The sequence below is a fragment of the Lysinibacillus phoenicis genome (assembly GCF_047238325.1).
Classification (GTDB): Bacteria; Bacillota; Bacilli; order Bacillales_A; family Planococcaceae; genus Lysinibacillus; species Lysinibacillus irui.
The window spans coordinates 4,501,821-4,518,985 of the sequence record NZ_JBDFMP010000002.1 but is presented as its reverse complement, the minus strand read 5'-3'; the positions used below and the strand labels follow the sequence as shown (position 1 = coordinate 4,518,985).

General features: G+C 34.6%; 16 protein-coding genes. All 16 read right to left on the bottom strand.

The annotated features are described in order from the left end of the window. Positions 1-58: 58 nt before the first annotated feature. Positions 59-832, bottom strand: coding sequence for a DNA and RNA helicase (locus tag ABC382_RS24190; protein WP_322611548.1), 774 nt, complete (start codon positions 830-832; stop codon positions 59-61). Positions 833-874: 42 nt separating this feature from the next. Continuing rightward, complete coding sequence (locus tag ABC382_RS24185; protein WP_274793683.1) at positions 875-3,523, bottom strand: acetate and sugar kinases/Hsc70/actin family protein; 2,649 nt, start codon at positions 3,521-3,523, stop codon at positions 875-877. A gap of 23 nt (positions 3,524-3,546) precedes the next feature. Then, complete coding sequence (locus ABC382_RS24180) at positions 3,547-4,242, bottom strand: iron-dependent peroxidase (protein ID WP_322611549.1); 696 nt, start codon at positions 4,240-4,242, stop codon at positions 3,547-3,549. Beyond that, complete coding sequence (locus ABC382_RS24175; RefSeq protein ID WP_312507604.1) at positions 4,233-5,510, bottom strand: normocyte-binding protein; 1,278 nt, start codon at positions 5,508-5,510, stop codon at positions 4,233-4,235. The genes ABC382_RS24180 and ABC382_RS24175 overlap by 10 nt, the downstream gene beginning before the upstream one ends. Position 5,511: 1 nt before the next feature. Continuing rightward, positions 5,512-7,158 carry a serine/threonine protein phosphatase gene (locus tag ABC382_RS24170; RefSeq protein WP_322605629.1) on the bottom strand — a complete coding sequence of 549 codons (1,647 nt, stop codon included), beginning with the start codon at positions 7,156-7,158 and terminating at the stop codon, positions 5,512-5,514. A gap of 28 nt (positions 7,159-7,186) precedes the next feature. Then, positions 7,187-8,026, bottom strand: a complete 840-nt coding sequence (locus ABC382_RS24165; protein ID WP_322611550.1) for a PP2C family protein-serine/threonine phosphatase — start codon at positions 8,024-8,026, stop codon at positions 7,187-7,189. A gap of 6 nt (positions 8,027-8,032) precedes the next feature. Continuing rightward, positions 8,033-8,560 carry an FHA domain-containing protein gene (locus ABC382_RS24160; RefSeq protein ID WP_274793687.1) on the bottom strand — a complete coding sequence of 176 codons (528 nt, stop codon included), beginning with the start codon at positions 8,558-8,560 and terminating at the stop codon, positions 8,033-8,035. Positions 8,561-8,595: 35 nt separating this feature from the next. After that, positions 8,596-9,171, bottom strand: a complete 576-nt coding sequence (locus ABC382_RS24155; protein ID WP_269898151.1) for an FHA domain-containing protein — start codon at positions 9,169-9,171, stop codon at positions 8,596-8,598. 29 nt (positions 9,172-9,200) lie between these two features. After that, complete coding sequence (locus tag ABC382_RS24150; protein WP_274793688.1) at positions 9,201-9,635, bottom strand: J domain-containing protein; 435 nt, start codon at positions 9,633-9,635, stop codon at positions 9,201-9,203. A gap of 89 nt (positions 9,636-9,724) precedes the next feature. Continuing rightward, positions 9,725-10,150, bottom strand: a complete 426-nt coding sequence (locus ABC382_RS24145) for a membrane-associated protease 1 (protein ID WP_269898149.1) — start codon at positions 10,148-10,150, stop codon at positions 9,725-9,727. Between the two features lie 196 nt (positions 10,151-10,346). Further along, positions 10,347-12,515 carry a transcriptional regulator gene (locus ABC382_RS24140; RefSeq protein WP_269898148.1) on the bottom strand — a complete coding sequence of 723 codons (2,169 nt, stop codon included), beginning with the start codon at positions 12,513-12,515 and terminating at the stop codon, positions 10,347-10,349. Between the two features lie 462 nt (positions 12,516-12,977). Next, positions 12,978-13,901 carry a serine/threonine-protein kinase gene (locus tag ABC382_RS24135; RefSeq protein ID WP_322611551.1) on the bottom strand — a complete coding sequence of 308 codons (924 nt, stop codon included), beginning with the start codon at positions 13,899-13,901 and terminating at the stop codon, positions 12,978-12,980. Between the two features lie 652 nt (positions 13,902-14,553). Beyond that, positions 14,554-15,231 carry an endonuclease V gene (locus ABC382_RS24130; protein ID WP_322611552.1) on the bottom strand — a complete coding sequence of 226 codons (678 nt, stop codon included), beginning with the start codon at positions 15,229-15,231 and terminating at the stop codon, positions 14,554-14,556. Between the two features lie 74 nt (positions 15,232-15,305). Beyond that, positions 15,306-15,785: a DUF2247 family protein gene (locus tag ABC382_RS24125; RefSeq protein WP_322611553.1), complete on the bottom strand. Its 480-nt coding sequence runs from the start codon at positions 15,783-15,785 to the stop codon at positions 15,306-15,308. Positions 15,786-15,925: 140 nt separating this feature from the next. Beyond that, positions 15,926-16,318, bottom strand: a complete 393-nt coding sequence (cdiI, locus tag ABC382_RS24120; protein ID WP_322611554.1) for a ribonuclease toxin immunity protein CdiI — start codon at positions 16,316-16,318, stop codon at positions 15,926-15,928. Between the two features lie 594 nt (positions 16,319-16,912). After that, a complete protein-coding gene (locus ABC382_RS24115) occupies positions 16,913-17,164 on the bottom strand; it encodes a hypothetical protein (RefSeq protein WP_146552568.1) in 252 nt (83 codons plus the stop codon). Position 17,165: the final 1 nt, after the last annotated feature.

The window sequence follows — 17,165 nt, the reverse complement described above, 5'->3', positions numbered from 1 at the left end:
TATTCGTATCTCCTTTTCTTCCCCTAACGAGCAAGCATCTTAATCCACTAGTAGACTACTAATCAACTATCATGCGCTTTGGTCGCCCTTGACCAATCCCTTTCATACGACCACCGCCCTTAGATTCCAACAAAATACGATTTAAATATTTATGAATTTGGCTATTAGATAAAGTTTGATAGTCCAACTCTAGCCGGTTGCAAATATAGAAATCAATTACATCTCTTTGCACTCTCTCCTGATTTAAGCACTCTAAGGCAAAGGCAATATCATACGGATTAGCAGGCCGGTTTTTTAAAAGCTCTCGTGCAAAGTATTGCAAAATGAGTGGATGGTAGGTGCTTTTTTCTAACCCTGCATACTGACAATGAAGATAATTTACGGTGTTATATTCTGTCGCAAAGTCGAAAAAATCGGTATGCTGTGAGCGTAGTTTGGCACCTAATTTTAATTTAAAGCGCGCTAATTCTAGTTCATTATGAGCAAGCTCTAACGCATCGTCTAAGACAATCTCTGTTGTGTAATTGCTAAAATCTAAGTCATTTGCTTCTTCAGCAAATCGTACTTTTAAAATCGTTTCACTTCCTGTAGCTTCATAAGGAAGCTCATAGCTACTATCTAGCAAATAGAGCCTTCCTTTATGCTTAATTATGCCTTTTGTAATGATAAGACGTGTATCCGCTACAATAATATGGACACCAGCAATGATGCCGTTTGAATAATCTTGAAAATATAAATCTAAAAAATCTCTTGGGTAATCTCGTAAATTCTCCAGCATTTCTCGCTTTAAAATGCGACCTTTATGAAAATGTGGATATTGATTAGCAAACAAGCTGTCACCCACCTCTTTTCTTTTTTATCACGTGAGCTTGCTCTACTTTAATCCGTCAAAGAAATCTAGTTCCGATAAATCAGCTTCAAAGGCGAAGAATTCTTTTTTTCCAATAAACAGTTGTTCGTCTTTTCGCGCTACTGGCACCACATGGAAGCCCCAATGATCTTCGCCTGCAAAAACAAAGAATTTCACTTCGCCATTCATGATAGAATCCGTCTCGTCTTGTGGAATTTTATCGTAATAGTTTGCCGCAATATTTTCATAAAGAACAGGCTTAAAATTCTCAGGACGATTAAAGTAAGTGTATTTATAGGATGACTGATTGTCACTGCCAGTTAGGAAAAACTCCACTTCTGTTACACCCCATGGACGGGAAATAGTACCATGAATTTGGTTTAGCCTTTCTAAGCTACTAATAAGTAATTTTTCCTGGCGATTATGTGTAAAGGCACTTACAGCATAAGGTACAACAGGAGCATGATTTGTCACTTTTGTTTCAATCATGCCTATCTTTTTCGCATTTAAATAGCGCAGTGCTCCTCTAAGGCAAGCAAGCTTTAATTCTGGCACTTTACCAATATTTTCAGCTTTTTGCCTAAATTCAATGCTTCGTCCTGGTACAAATTCTTTTAAAGCCTCACGAAATGCATCAATCTTACAGGACTGTCCAGTTAATTTAATAATGGAGTATTCGCCCAAAAGGCCGCTCTCATAAAATTCCTCTAAAAACTCACGCACAATATCATAAATATCAGCCTTGATAAGATGATTAATTTCTTTTATGTTGAAAAAGACATTTGGATAATCATAAACTTCCTTAAATTGATTGTTTTCAAGCAGAGATAGGCACCATCGATCTACTGCTGTCACATTTAAATCGCTATCGTGCTGCATATCACTGTCTGAATAAAAGCGGCTTCTTAAAATGCCTGTTTTACGGAAAAATTCTTTCTTCATTTCCTCTGCCATTTCCCATAAGAAATAATAATTATTTCGGACACGTAAATATTCATCACGTGTGCGATTTTCGTATTCCTTAAAGCGAGTTGGAATGATATACTCAGCATCCGAAAAGGCTTTTTCAAATTGTTTGTATACCTCATCAACCCCATGATCGTCTACATATCGATAAATATCCTTGCCTGGAATATCAATTAGTGCATCAATATCATAAGCACTTTTTCCCCGACTATAGTAATTGGCAAAGACAATCTTCATAAATTGGAAAATACGATAGGTAATATTGTTACCACCAAAATTGGTATCTCCATTTTCATAGGTTGTATGAATATCAATTTTGTATGAAATATGTCCATCCTCTATTCGAAACTTACAGGAGGAAAGATCGGTTGTTCCACCACCACAATCAATGACCAGTGCCTTATATTCCTTCCCATCCAAGAAGCTATTATTCTCTATTTGATTGGCGATTGTATTATAAAGAACGGCCATCCCTTCATCGAGAGCATGTTCCGTTTCGATGTTGTATTCGGGTAAAATTGTCTGAAACATATCTAAAAATTGATTTTTCAGCTTTACAGGACTCGAAATATGTAAATGCTTGAAGCGACATTTAAATTGATGCTCTGCCATTTGAATAATATAAAGCATAAACTCTCTTAATATCTGACTTCGCGGAACAAGTGCTGTATTGCCGTTCGCATCCATTATCTCTTCCAATTTGGCATAATTACTAACCCAGCGTTTAATGCCTTGGAATTTCGTTGCCAATGAAGTGTAGCTATTTTTTTTCATCATTTTTAACGCTTCATAGCCATAGTAATAGCTCACTTGGTCTTGATTTGAGCAATCTGCCACTGTCATGACTGTCGGCACTACTTCGATCCATTCATTTTGGTGAAGTGGATCGGGAAACTGGACAAAATTGATGCTATTTAGCTGAATTCTGTCATTTAATAGGTCGTGGCTACAAGGAGAAGAGACATAATCACTTTCTAAGTAAACACCGGCCGTTGTATTGGTAGTTCCAAAATCAATAGCAAGAATCGCATCGGTTGTTTCTAGCTGTTTAATCTCTAAATCTGGTATTGGAACCTTATAATAGTGAAGATTTGTAGGCGGAAGTGGGGTCTCCTGATAGTAAGTCTTATAGATATACTCAGAATCTTGCTTTCTTAAAAATATAAAGCTGTAGTTTTTATTGTTAGTCTTTCGAATTTCTAATGCCTCATCTGCCGCAAAATAATACTTGTTTGGCAGCTGATCGTCTTTTATAACATGAAGGATGCCGCAAAGATCTAGCTGCTCATTGACTAGCAGTACATTGGATTCAACTAGAAATCCACCGGTTTCTACGAAATACTGATCTGGCTTATCAATTTTCATACCGCTATATAAGCTCATTTTGGCAGGAATCTTTATCTCACCATTGTCAGACAGTGGTGTTTTTAAATACTTCTGCATTGCTGCTTCTACTCTTTCGAATCCCCCATCCTTACTTTCTTTAATTAGAGGGTTTTCTTCAGCGCCACGATATCGTAAAATTTTGTCGATTAACTCGTCTCTAGTTAATGTGTTAATAAGCCCTGTCACAAGTTTTTCCTTATAACATATATTCCTCAGCTGGAAGGTTGTCATTTCCATTAATTCTACTCGTGTATAGGTCATATATTTCTTTTCTGTATAACGCTTATTCGCATACAGCTTATATGAATATTTAGTCGTCATTACGAATCCCTCCTCTGCCCTGTTTAGTAAAGAGCTATTCGATCTAGCTTCATTGTTTCCTCTGCATCGATTATGCCGAAGTGATACTGCCAATAAACCTCTAAATGGAAGCTGATAGGCAAAAATATTTCCTGTATGAGTTGTACTTTTTGCTCATTCTGCTCTGTCTTCTTCTGACTTATATATAAAAGCAGCTCATCTTGCTCCTCTGATTTTACATAGATGAAACAACCTTTAAAGAGCCTTTTTAGCGTATCCTTTAATAAATAAATTTCATCCCCTGTCTGGTACAGTCTCAGCATGTTCAGGACCACTATTTCTTGTTCCTTTTTTGAAAACGAACGAATATTTTGACGTACTACATTGCCAAATACATTCGCTTCGATATCTTTTAAAATAAAGCGAATAAAAAACTCTTTTTTATTCATCCCCTGCATACGATCAATGTCAGCTAAGAAATGCAGTACGATGTCGAAAAGATATTCCCTAAACGCTCTATCAGACGTATTATCCGGATGAAAAAGGTTGTTAAAAATATCAAAGTAGCGATAGTACGGATTTACTTCGACGTGCTGCTCAACCAACTGTGTATTTAAAAACTGAGGACTAAGCTCCATATAGGGCGAATATGTCTCGGCAAGATGAAAATTTATATCCTTTTTAGAAAGTCCCTCATCCTCGGCATTAATGAGCAAATCCCAAATATAATTCATAGCCACACACCTACACATTTATATTCAAAGAAATGTCGTTGTACTTCGGATACTAAAAAGCTCAAAATATCATTTGCTATAAAATCTTTTTTCGCTTTTGCCTTAAACTTTAGTAGCATCGTTTTTTTATGACTATTTTCTCCTATCATTTCTGTTAAGAAAGGGTTTGCTGAATGCGTAATACCTGCCCTTGAAAAAGAGTCCACTATATCTACATCTACTAGCTCAACGCTAACAGCTGCCTCGAAGGAGTTAATCATCCTAGTAATCTCCCCCTTCGTTTTAACATTTGCAGTATACTTACTAGCAAATTTGTGCATAAAATGCTCTATTCGTCGATTGGAAACAAGCTCATAATGAAGCTTTCCAATTTTCTCATCTTCCATTTTTGCAATTTTGATTAACTGCCAAACCCCTGACTTGTCTTGTGGTGAAACAATGGTTAATTCATTATCTGAACGTTTAACGTAACGAACATTCTCTTCATCCGCTTCAACAAGATACCCATGCTCGTTGCCGGTTTTGCGGATTGAAAGGACATGCTCATAATTGATCTTATCGATAGCAGGAATGGGGAACCCCACATTCTTGACCTCATGTCGTTCAATATTCCATAGTGGAACCATGTCCAGTCTCTTTTTTGACTCGTATTCCTCTAAATCAACCATTATCTCAATGATTTCAGTATCTTCATTTAAAGGGGGACAATCTACTAAATTTACATCCAAAAATTTATAGGCGTACGGGTGATTAATGGTTTTCCACGGCAATCCATTAATTTGGAATATCGGATATAGCTTATCGATTTCTTGCAAATAGTCTGAATTTCTTGAAAGACTTACCTTTATCTCAACTTGTCCTTCTGTTGTGACGAGAGTTCCATTAAAGCATCGTTCCTCAACTAGTAACTGATGAATTTGTATCGAGTCACACTCTAGAAATAAAGTACACAGGACGGCTTGTTCTTTGTTTTTTAACGATTGAAGTAAGTTAGCTGTATCGATTACTTTCGTTTCTAAATCAGCTGGTCGCATCGGAAATAAACATTGATGAATCGGGTCAACATCCTCCTTTGAACTAAGCGTTACATAAATGTCAAACCTATTCTCAACATCTTCTATTTCGTTAAATACTCGCTCTTCAAGCTTTCTATTCATTTCATCCTGATAGTCAATTAAATTTACAAAAACGCCACTGACAATATCTTTTAGCAGTTGACGTTGCTCTAAATCCTCTATTTTGCGTAACCGTTCATACATGAGCTCTTTTATCACTTTACTTTCCCTCTTTCATCACTTCAGCATCAGATGACTCATTGGCAGCTGCCCCTTCTTCAAATGGTATTGCCGCTTCGTAAGATGGGTCTATATCAGTAGCCGGTGCCTGAGGAGGTGGATTTAATTTATCATTGGCGTTCATAACCTTTCGCTCAAGACCTAAAACCTTTGACAGTAGCTCTGTCTCCTGATAAATTTCCTGTGCAAGTGTGTAATATTCAATCGCTTTTCCGTACTCTTGACGTGCATAGCTCTGATCTCCACTTTTTTCTAAACCTTCTGCCTTCAATTCCTTCTGGGCCTTTTTCAATTCAGCAATTTTAGCCTCTGTCTCTTCTATTTTTGTCTTTATTTGAGGCTCACCAGTATAGGAGATGGTGAGAGCTTTTTTCCTTGCCTTTTCATATGTTTCAAGTGCACCATTGTAATCTTCTGCTTCAAATCGAAAATCTCCATCCTTCACAGCTTCAGCAATTTGAACAATCGTATCCATATTCGCTATTCTTTGCTCAGTTGCTTCCTTTCCAAAGTTCTTAATGAGCTTTCCTTCTTTTTTAGCCTTTTCATATTGCTCAAGAGCATCTGTAAATTTTCCTTCTTCGGCTGATTTATCTCCATTTAAGATGAGATCTGTAATTCTTAACTTTTTAGCCAGTAAATTTCTATGTATTGGATCTTTCAATTTTTTGGCTGCATTTCTGCCCTCACTATATTCCAGAAGCGCTTTTTCATAATTTCCATCTTGAAAATAAAGATTTCCGCTCTTTTCATGGTCCTTCATTTCAACGGTTAATTCTGCCATTTTTTTAGCTTGCTTCGCTTGATAAAACAGGGTACTGCCCCCAACGACTAAAGCTACAATTAATGCCGCAGCAATCATTTTAATGTACTTCATTTTTTTCTTATTTGTTTCCTGATAAACCTTATTAGCAAATATAGTGGCAATTGTATAATTATTTACAACCTTCCTTTGCCTACTTAAAAGCACCTCTTCTAATAAATCCGTGTATTGCTCAGGATCTTTCGCATCTTCCAGCGCGTCGGCCATTTCAATCTCATTGACATCCTCCCAAAAGCCCGCCGTGCAAAGCACTAACACATCGCCATCCAATAACTTCATTTTCTTAGAAACAAAGGGCTTAAAATCTTCAGGTTTACCAAGATAATTTAGTAGGTTGCTTCTTTCCTCGTGCTGGCTTATATCCAGCGAACGATTCCTGCTGTTAACGATCTCCTGCGCTAAGCTTTGATCAGTGGTTTTATACGATAAAGTACCATTACGAAAATGATATAGCCTCGAATTCCCCGCGACTGCAACAATCATTTTTGAGTAATCAGATACGACCATAACAATACTTGCCTTTAATCTCACCCTTAAGCTTTGAGCCTGAAGTATAGCTTGCGCATTTCTTAAATATTTTTTAATACTTCTTCTAGACATGGATGGCTTTTCCATAAATTTTTCTAAAATTGCCTTCACAGCAAGTTCTGCGCTACTTATTTCCTGATCAGAATCTAACCCTTTTACAGCTACCCAGCAGGCTACATCGTCGAGCTCTGTATAGGCAAAGTAATCTTTGTTCTGCAAAAATGAACCAGCTTCGGATAGAAAACTAGTTTTAAAGTCGCTGTTTTCTTTTCTCATGATTACTCCTCCTTAACATGTAAAATGTTTACCATGTTTTTTCTAGAATAACGATGGTTGCATTATCTTGATTTTTTAAGCGTTTTTGTTCAACAGCTTTAATAATGTCTTGAGCAATATCATAGGGAGGAGTTTGCTGTGAGAGAATTTTTTCCATTTCAACCTCTGTTAACGTGTCATAGACTCCATCGCTAAAAAGACATACCTTGTCGCCTCTATTTAGCTGAATAGGGCTCTTCCCAATATCAAGATTTTTAAAGCCTTCATACCCTAAATAATTGATAAGTCTCTTTTTCAGAGGATTTTCTTGCACCTCAAGCTGAGTTATTTCACCTGATATATATCGCTCTGTTAACACTGATTCAAAAATATGCTTTTGGTTAACCGCTATAAATTCGCCATTTCTAAAAATTTTGATAACACTATCTCCTACAGCCCCCCAATGGAGTAAACCTTCATTGTCAATAATAGCCGTGACTAACGTTGTTCCTCCGTTCGAGCCATTTAAATTTTCTAAAATCATATGATTACTTGCCATCGCTGCATCCTTAAAAAAGTTAGGTAGATTTTTTAAGGTAGTAAGCCTTTTAAATTCTTCTATAAATGTCGTGACAGCGATAGTACTGGCCATACGACCATTGGCTAAACCACTTATACCATCTGCAAGCACTGCAATTGTGCCATGCGGTGTTTCGGTTGTGGAGAAATAATCATCCTGTTCATCACGTCTTCCTATCGTTTGACCATTACCAATATAAATTTTCCCTTTATCCATTTTTTGAGCTAGAATACCTCTGATAATTAGCAAAACGATAAGGATAATGATGAAAATTAAGGCAATTATGTAAGGCACTAAATTTTGGTCCATATATCATCATTCCTCACTTTGATTGTTTTCCCATTCAAAGTGAACACCACATAATGGAATAAATAAAAACATACTTCTTCCTAACTGAATAACATCATAAGCTGCTAATTCCGTTGGTGTATAAACGGCTTCATTATTCAGATAAGCTAATCCAGAGGCATCACCTGGTAATAAATAAAAATTACGCTTTTTTGGATCATAAACAATGACAGCATGATTACGATTTGAGATGGAATTATCTCCTGCTATCCGGATATGCATATCTTCTGCTCTACCTATAAAATTCTTTTCAGATAAGATGCGATAATCTCTACCCATTTGAGGGCCTTCAATACAAACCAACCAACCTGTTACTGGATCAATTCCATCCATTTCTCCTAAATAGGGCAATGTTTTATCATCTGATTCAACGACAGGAGCGGTTGGGCTATTTTGTCTGTGCTCCTGCTCCACCATCACGTTACAATATGGACAAATATTGCGATGTCTCCTTGAACTAAACATGTGACCATTTGTACATCTTATCAAACTCATTTCGTTATCCCCCATCTATGTTCCGAATTCTTTCTCTATTTCACCAAAATTCGCGTATTTGCTATGTATATTGTGTCTCCATTACCTAATGGGTAAGGGATCTCTTGTTTCAATCTATTTTTAACGCGCTTATTAGCTTTTTTTAAGCCAACACCATTTACAGAATCTATATCCTCTATATACCAAATTCCAGCTACACAATTTAATACAGCATGCTCATAATTCACAAGAGATTCATATTCCGTTCCACACAAATCAATATCTGCCTTATGTTCAGCTGTACTTTTCCCGATAAGCAATGAAATTTGATCACCCAGCTCCCATTCATCTACTTCCATCCCACGTTCATTAAGAAGTACTAGCTTTGAAATGTCGTTGTTTGTCTTAGCTTGAGTGAGTGATTTTGCCTCGTACTTGAGAGAACCATAAATAATAGCAAGTATCACCATTACGGTTCCGATAACAAATTTTAAAAGGACTTCCTGATTCATAACAAAAACATATAGGATAAAAAAGAAGGCAATTGTGATAATAATAATATCGATGATTCTTATAAACATTTTTTTCCTTGCATTGTCACTATAATCTTTACTTGAATATGGTTCCTGCATATAATCACACTCCCTCTTGCCATTTTGAATTATTTATTAAAGAAACGTTCGAATAAGTCTGTAGTATCAAGAGGATTCTTCTTATTTTTCTTATGTAACGTTGAGGACGTCTCTTTTGTTTTAGGATTAAAGCCAAAGAAATGCTCAAAGTTTTTTTCAATATTGTTCATATTAAAATCTGGCCTTTGTGCAGTCGACTGTTGACTTGTCGATTGCTTATTAGCTGAGTGTTCATTATTCCAACTTTGCGCAGTACCATCTAGTCGAGCATCATAGGCCTTCCTAGCAGCTTCATCCTTCAAAACTTTATATGCCTCTGTGACTTCTAAGAAAATTTTTTCAGATTCTTTGTTTCCTCCGCTTACATCAGGATGATGCTTTTTTGAAAGCTTTCGATAAGCGAGCTTTATTTGATCTTGTGTCGCGTCTTTACTAACACCTAATGTGTCATAATGTGTTTTCATCTTTTCATCCCCAGTACTAGGATTATTCAAAAATTATCTAAGGAGCTATATTAAGCCCCTTAGATAATTTTTAGTGTGCTATCTCACTCTTAGACAGCGTAGCCGCCTTCGATTTTTGCCAAGTCTGTTTTGTCTTTCTTTTGTTTAACAAATAAGAAGAATTCACCAATACCTTCTGTGTCACCGAATCTTTCTGTATAGTCCACCACAAAAGCGTTCGGGAAATGAATTTTTCTTACTACTTGATCTGCTGAAACAACTTCTAATGTCACTTTACGGTAACAGTCAGCCTTTTCAGCTGGTACTAATGACCATAAACCTAATTTCATCGTATCATCAGAATTGTCACCATCAGTTGCTGTAAGAATTTTACCTCTTACTTTTAAAGTGGCTCCAACATCTGTAGAACGTGCGTTAGAGTCATTTGGCGTATCTGTTTCATATTCAACAGACATAATACTTTCTAACCCTAGTTCAATTGCCTCTGATCCTTCTACTTTTAATACAAAACCCATTCTTATTCCCTCCTAATATTTTTTGAATCTTCTGTTCATAAGATGAAAGTTTTGAACACTTGCTGTTTTCATTTCTCAATAAAACATCGAGAAATATGTAACACTCCATCTTAATGAAGATTCATATTTATGTTAAAAGATTTAAAAAATCTTAAACATACGACTGAAAAATTGAATAATTGTATGTTTAAACTTGTTAGGCTTTAACAGCACTAGTTCCTTTTGTAATCATCACTTCTAAATTCTTCACATTACCATTAAACACAAGGTCAATTTGACACGTGCTCGTTTTCTCATCGATAATGTAGCCGATATCATCTCCATCTTGGATAATGGAGTTGACATAGCCTTTATCATTCAGCCATTTACTTTTTTGACTACTTGGATTATTACTGAAGAACCTAACAATATTTTCATGCTTAAAGTCACCTGATTGGAATCGTAAAATTCTTTCAATATACGTACTCACCTGTGTTTTGTAGATGGAATCGAATCCATCCTCTTCCATCGCTAAGCTTCTAGCTTTATAGACAGTAATACGTTTAATATCTTTATCTTGAAGCTGAGCATTTTCTGAAGAGAACACAAAGCCAAAGCTTCTGCTGTTAATCGCATCTTTAATATTATTCGTAAATCCTGAGATTTCCTTTGCCATTGTTGTAACAGCTCTAAGTGAGTGATCCCCAGCTTCAATATCGAATCGTACGCCAGGATAATTTCTCTGAACATTTCTAAACGACTCTTTTAAATATTCTGGACATTGATAAGCTGAAACGATACCGGCAGCTACATAGCTAGCACCGACATAGACCCCTTCAATCCATAGCTTTAAAATATCTTCCTTTTCCTTAGATAATCGTGCACCATTTTCAGTAGTGTACATTCTCGCATCAATAACGACACCCGATTTATCCTTTGGAATTATGGTGAAGTTCGGTAAGCACGGTATCGCAAACTCACTATAGTCTTTTCGAACAAGCACAGAGCATTTATCAATCAGACGATCTATCCCTGCGGTTGCAATGCCGTTGAATGTTGTTTCTTCCTCCGCCATGAAGTTGAAGAAAACCTGAACTTTGTAATCTTTTATCGTATCTAGAAGAATCGATAGGGATTCCATTGTGTTGCCTTCTTGTTTGGCAACCTTATCGTTCCCTTTAAACCGTGATCTGCTTACCTTCATTTTTCCAGTAGCCTCTAGTTCTAGTGCAGGAACAATGCCATACCACACCGTATCCGTAAAGTCATTTTTAGAGTTTACTGTATTTAAATACGTACGTAACCGTGGTAGATTATTACTTTTTACGAGCATATCGAGCTTAGTGTTTGTCACAAGCAATGATGGCTGCATCCCTTTATTTTTCGTTGTGTACTGATCAAAGTACATTTTGATGCCTAATAGCTTTTCCACTAAAGGCTTGACCGTTTTTACAAATTCATCCTTCGCATTCTTATAGAACTCAAGGTATGTATTGTAATTTTGAACTTCTGTTTCCACATCAAATTCGGCTTTCACAGCTGGTAGAGGTGAGAACGTTCTTACAACTAAATCTTTTACATAGGAAGAAGGAGATTCTGTAATCGCCTCATAATCCTCTTCAAAAACAGTACTTAAACCATAGTTACTATTTTCTTCAATCACCATAAGTTCCGAGCTATTGTTTTGAGGTGCCTCAATAATTTTCAACTCACCATTGTCACCAATAGAAAGGGTCCCAATTTGTAATTTTTCGGATTCCCCCTCATCCTGATTAACACCTAACAATAATCTAGTTTTAATATCTTCGATTGCTAAAGGTAGCATGGCCATGACATTGTTGTAATTTTTACTTGCTACTTCAAACATCAGGTTTAGCTTGTCCCCTGTATCCAATTTTTTTGGATCACCATCATCTAATTTCTCATATTCACCATACAAGTAATGGATTTCTTTTCTGACTTGTCGAATATCGTCCATGACTTTCTTAGGAGAGATCATATCAAGTAGATTTTCAAATTTAAAATCGACATTCGTAATGCCTTGACTTCTTTTTGTATCAATGAGGGTGAAGAGCATCTTTAAAAAATCATTATTTTGATCGATTGCTATTTCAGAAATACAGTCTTCTTGAATTCCTTCAGGTTTTTTCAGGGTATACATTACCTTTTGATTAGCAGCATTGTAGAATGAATAAACCGTTGGAGAAAACTTATCTAAAAATTCATCAAAGCTTTTGACAAGAAGATATTGATTAATTTCTTTAATCTTTTCATCACTTAGACTGTCAATCCCCTTTACATCACCAACAAGCGTAATTAAGTCCATCTTTTCAGGATTAATTTCCTCAAATAGCATGGTTCTGTTTGTTTGACTAATAATCTCCATTCAGTCGGCCGTATGATTATACAGCCATCCCTCCTTTTTACATCGGATTTCGAGTAAGCATAATCATCTGCGAAAAGTAACTTTAAATTTACTTTTTAGTTATAAAATTCCATTAACAGAAAAAGAAACTGCAGTTTATCTAAACTGAAGTTAAAATTTTATAACCATTTTATCTATATCACAAATGACATTATGTATCACAAAGTAACTATACAATATCTTATTTTATTGTCAATATTTACATTAGAATATTTTGTTAATTAAAATGTAAATGGATAGGTTTATAGGAAAAATTAAACATAATAAATTTTATGATATTTCTTTAGGAAAAATGTAGTTTTCCACTTTTTTTTATTATAAAAAGACAGCCTAAGGTGAATTTCTTAACCTCCTTAGGCTGTACAGAGCTCTTAGCTTACTCTACAAAATGATAATATCGGATTACTTTTTCTAGATAATTGGTCATTTAGAATTATTTACCTTAAAATAGTTCCTTATCCTATTGACAAATTCTTCAACAGTTATTACCCACTTCATGATTTGTAGGGAAGGACATCGTTTTTTTACTTGCACTGCCAACCCCCACATAATGATGTAGGATAAAAGAATACTTACACTTTTATTATGCTCTTTTACTTTTTCAATTTTATCCTCAATAAGCCGCTGAGAAACATCAGGCGGAATACTATTTGTCATTGAATAGTAAAATGTTGCTGCAAAACTATAAATATCGGTATAGACACCTTGCGCGGACTTATTAGAATATTGCTCAAGCGGGGAGTAACCTGAGCTTGTAAAAATTTGATAATCTGTAGCTGTTTTATAAAAAACAGCGGAACCAAAATCTAGTAAAAATGGATTACCTTCTGAATCTATCATAATATTACTTGGCTTAATGTCACGGTGGAGAATCCCCTGTTTATGTACATAACATAGCGCATCTATTAAAGGGAGAAAGATACTTGTGTATAAATGGTCTCGATCATGGACAGGAAAATCCTTTAAATATTCATCTAATAGTTTTCCTTCATAATAATCCATAACAATATAAATCGATCCATTTTCCTCAAAATGCTCAACATATTTGACAATATTAGGATGATTTATTTGCTGCATAATGACTGCTTCATTAAGAAAAATTTCTTTTAGGCCTTCAAATTTTTGCTTTGTTGAAGGCAAACGATTAATGATTGTTCTATTATCTAAATCCCGTAAAGCCATTTCTTTTGGAAAGAATTCTTTAACAATGAGTCGCTTTTCATTATTATTATTTTCCGCAAGATAGACGATGGATAATTTACTAGTAGCAAGAACTTCTTTTATTTTGTATGTATTATTCAGAACACTATTTATCGGTAAGCTCAATTCACATTGAGTTGCTTGCATTTTTGCTCTTTCCCCCTTATAAGCTTTGATAACCTATCATGCAAATATAGATCAAATTATCTACGTTTTAACTAAAATACAAATTAATGTAAGTATACCAATTTATATCTTTTTATTAAATAGTTTTTAACGAGCTAATACATTCTTGCCATTTGAAGTGGCATCTGGCCTCTATTCATATTCTATCTCTTTATTTCGGTACATCTATTTGACGTTTTGATTTTTTATCCATTTCCTCATTAAGAATTTTTATTACATTAGAAAGTCGAATTTACACTAACCTTTATTCATAAAAAAAGCTTAAATCACATTTAGATAGGTGATTCAAGCAATTGATTTCAAAAGATACTCTAGCAATTTATTTTTGTGAAATATTTATTTTATGTAGATTATAGTTGTATTTATAAAAAACAGATTCCTCTTTTGGATATCCTCTGAACACATTACTTAAGGGTCTTTATGTTTTTTATCGTAAACTTCCCAATTATGTATTTGAAAATAAAAAGCACTTTTCTACAGGTTCATTTATTTACTAAGTTTATAATGTTGTAGAGTTATTTTATATTGATTGTACGACACCTTTTATTAGATCTATGAGTAACCAAAAAACTCCTACTAATACCCTAACAAATGGACGTTACTATGTTTGAATCTATTGAGTATATTTTCTTCTACTCTCATGAGTAGCTAAATCTGCATAACGTGTCGTAATTGGTAATCGACTATTTTTTTCTACAAAATGTAGAGTTATTTTTATTGAAGTCTCTAAATCGATCCAGTTACCGCATGAAATAAAAATGGGCTTTACATCCTTTCTTGTTCTCAATACTGCCCCATATACTGCCCCATCAACCTTAATATAAGTAAAATCCCCCATTACATTTTTTGGCATTTGAAAATCGGTATTTTTTATCTTCAAGTAACTTTTAGCAACACCTATTGTAGGTTTCTTCAAATAAAAAGAAGCATGTGTTGCGATCCCCATATGTCTATAATGAAGATACCCATTTCCATCAAACATATAAAGATCTGGTTCACATTGCAGCTTTTTCACTGCTTCTATCACCATCGGAAGCTCCCTAAAAGCAAGATATCCTGGAATATATGGAACATCTATTTGACCCCTATATTCTACTTCTTCTATAATTTGTTTGGTAATATAATCGATTACAACAATACAACACACTCCGTAATCTTTCTTCCCCTCTGTCCAATATGCAATATCAATTCCAGCTACCAGACGAATAGCTCCTAACTGAAAATTGTTTTCTAATGAAATCTTTGAAATCCATTTTTCTTGTTCACTTTTAAACAATTCTTCTTTTTCCATTTTCCATCATTCATCCATTCTTTCACTTTTTTTACTAGTCTTTTATGTTCTTCTTTCTTTGCCCATTAAAATAGCTAACTAAATCTAATTCTCTCTCTTTTTAAAAAAATTTCAAACCTATTCATTATATCTTCATGCGTAGTTGGAAGTTTTTGGGGCATATAATTAACAAAAGTCATCATATCTTCGGGATAGTTATGATTACCATAAAACTCCGCAATTTTACTTAATAATTTATTTTCATCTTTACATGTTTCTTTTATTTTTGATAAATAAACAAACCTGAGTTTTCTATTCTCCTCTATTAATATTGTGCTTTCTTCATTTAATTGAGGAAAATAATTAGTTTTTATTTCTAACATGACTTTATCTAAATCTTCACTAGATACTCCCCAAGCAAGTACACGAACAAACTCACTTTCATCACCACTTTCCATCATTTCTACTGCATAATGAGAGATAACCCCTTTATTAAAATAATTTTCTTGGATGCCTACAAAAATAGTTCTCCAATCATATTGAATATGCCTTTTTTTAAGATCTTCTAAGTTCAAATTATACACATCCTACTTTTAGAATTTGACCAGCAAATTCTAATTTTTCTTCCTATTCGTCTGTTATGAGCTATAACCCTAAAATCAATTTCTTTGTTTCTAATGCTTCTTACTTCTTATTTTCAATCTTTAACCTTTGTTTACTTCTTTATTTCAATATCGAATCTCTTTTGAATTTGAGTTAAGCTCTCCTCAACAATTAATTTATTTTGAGGATATATGGATAGGTATTCCCTAGCCACTTTAAGTAAATACTCGAAAAACGTTTCATAAACCACAATTGAATAAACTTCAGTGTTAGTTACTGGAGGAATTGTTGTAAAATTCACTCCAGTATCTCCAAAATACTCTTCATCATTAGGAGTGCATTCAGTCGCAAAATAACAACTAGTATAACCAATACCAAATCCTTTACCATTTTTAAACTCATTTAGTGCCTCTAAAAAATATCCATGGCCTAAAATTCTATAATAAGCCTCCATATTTTCAATTTTTTCTTGCTTGTCTTTCACATAATAAATTTCATCATCCATATTTATTAAACCTACTCTCCTATCATTATTTTGGAATTACAGGGGATAAATTACCTAACTTCTCCGGTAATTAGGTAGACTTAGCATCTCTTCCATTTTTACTATTATTGGAAAAATCATAGGTTTCTTTTATTACCTTTTCCATATTTCGTACGGTTTCGAATGCTTCTTCGCCCTTTTTCACTTTCCTAACAGGGTAATTAATGAGAGTGCTGCATTAAAATTTTCTTTAATTGGTGCCTTGCATCAGACAATTTGAAATAATCCTCAATAAACATGGAGTATGACATTTTGAAGCCTAGCATCACATAAGGAAATAGGCCGTCTGGAGTGTTAACTGTATACAATTAAAGAACTATTATTTCCTTGTTTATCACCACGAGCTTTGTCATTCTCGTTAGTTTGTAAACCATTCAATCTTGTCACTCTATCCTACTTGTAAAATCAAACTTCATAATGGTACTTCCTTTATGAGCTCGCGATTCTCAAACAAATTATTTTTTCTTGTTGTCTCCCTCAAATATCAGTGATTTAATATAATTAAAGTAAAAAACCCTTGAAAGGCATTTAGCCAATCAAGGTAATTTTAAGTTACTATGATTCGAAAGCGGTTCTATCAGGGAATACACCACCTTCTTTTACTAGGCAAACTGCCAATCTTTGAGCAGCTCTATCATAATAAAACTTGGATGGAAAATTGTTATCTGGGATAACTTCTAACTCTGAAAATTTTCTAGTAAATTTATTTAACTCAATTTTCCCCATAATATTTTCATTAGGTCCGAATCTGTAAACTACAGTTTCATTATCTTCATATTCTTTTAGTAATAAAACGTATGAAGCCAAT

Excerpts from the sequence above, each read along its gene's own strand:
- ABC382_RS24185 (WP_274793683.1), bottom strand. The coding sequence starts at position 3,523 with ATGACGACTAAATATTCATATAAGCTGTATGCGAATAAGCGTTATACA.
- ABC382_RS24170 (WP_322605629.1), bottom strand. The coding sequence starts at position 7,158 with ATGAGAAAAGAAAACAGCGACTTTAAAACTAGTTTTCTATCCGAAGCT.
- ABC382_RS24165 (WP_322611550.1), bottom strand. The coding sequence starts at position 8,026 with ATGGACCAAAATTTAGTGCCTTACATAATTGCCTTAATTTTCATCATT.
- ABC382_RS24160 (WP_274793687.1), bottom strand. The coding sequence starts at position 8,560 with ATGAGTTTGATAAGATGTACAAATGGTCACATGTTTAGTTCAAGGAGA.
- ABC382_RS24155 (WP_269898151.1), bottom strand. The coding sequence starts at position 9,171 with ATGCAGGAACCATATTCAAGTAAAGATTATAGTGACAATGCAAGGAAA.
- ABC382_RS24150 (WP_274793688.1), bottom strand. The coding sequence starts at position 9,635 with ATGAAAACACATTATGACACATTAGGTGTTAGTAAAGACGCGACACAA.
- ABC382_RS24145 (WP_269898149.1), bottom strand. The coding sequence starts at position 10,150 with ATGGGTTTTGTATTAAAAGTAGAAGGATCAGAGGCAATTGAACTAGGG.
- ABC382_RS24140 (WP_269898148.1), bottom strand. The coding sequence starts at position 12,515 with ATGGAGATTATTAGTCAAACAAACAGAACCATGCTATTTGAGGAAATT.
- ABC382_RS24135 (WP_322611551.1), bottom strand. The coding sequence starts at position 13,901 with ATGCAAGCAACTCAATGTGAATTGAGCTTACCGATAAATAGTGTTCTG.
- ABC382_RS24130 (WP_322611552.1), bottom strand. The coding sequence starts at position 15,231 with ATGGAAAAAGAAGAATTGTTTAAAAGTGAACAAGAAAAATGGATTTCA.
- cdiI (WP_322611554.1), bottom strand. The coding sequence starts at position 16,318 with ATGGATGATGAAATTTATTATGTGAAAGACAAGCAAGAAAAAATTGAA.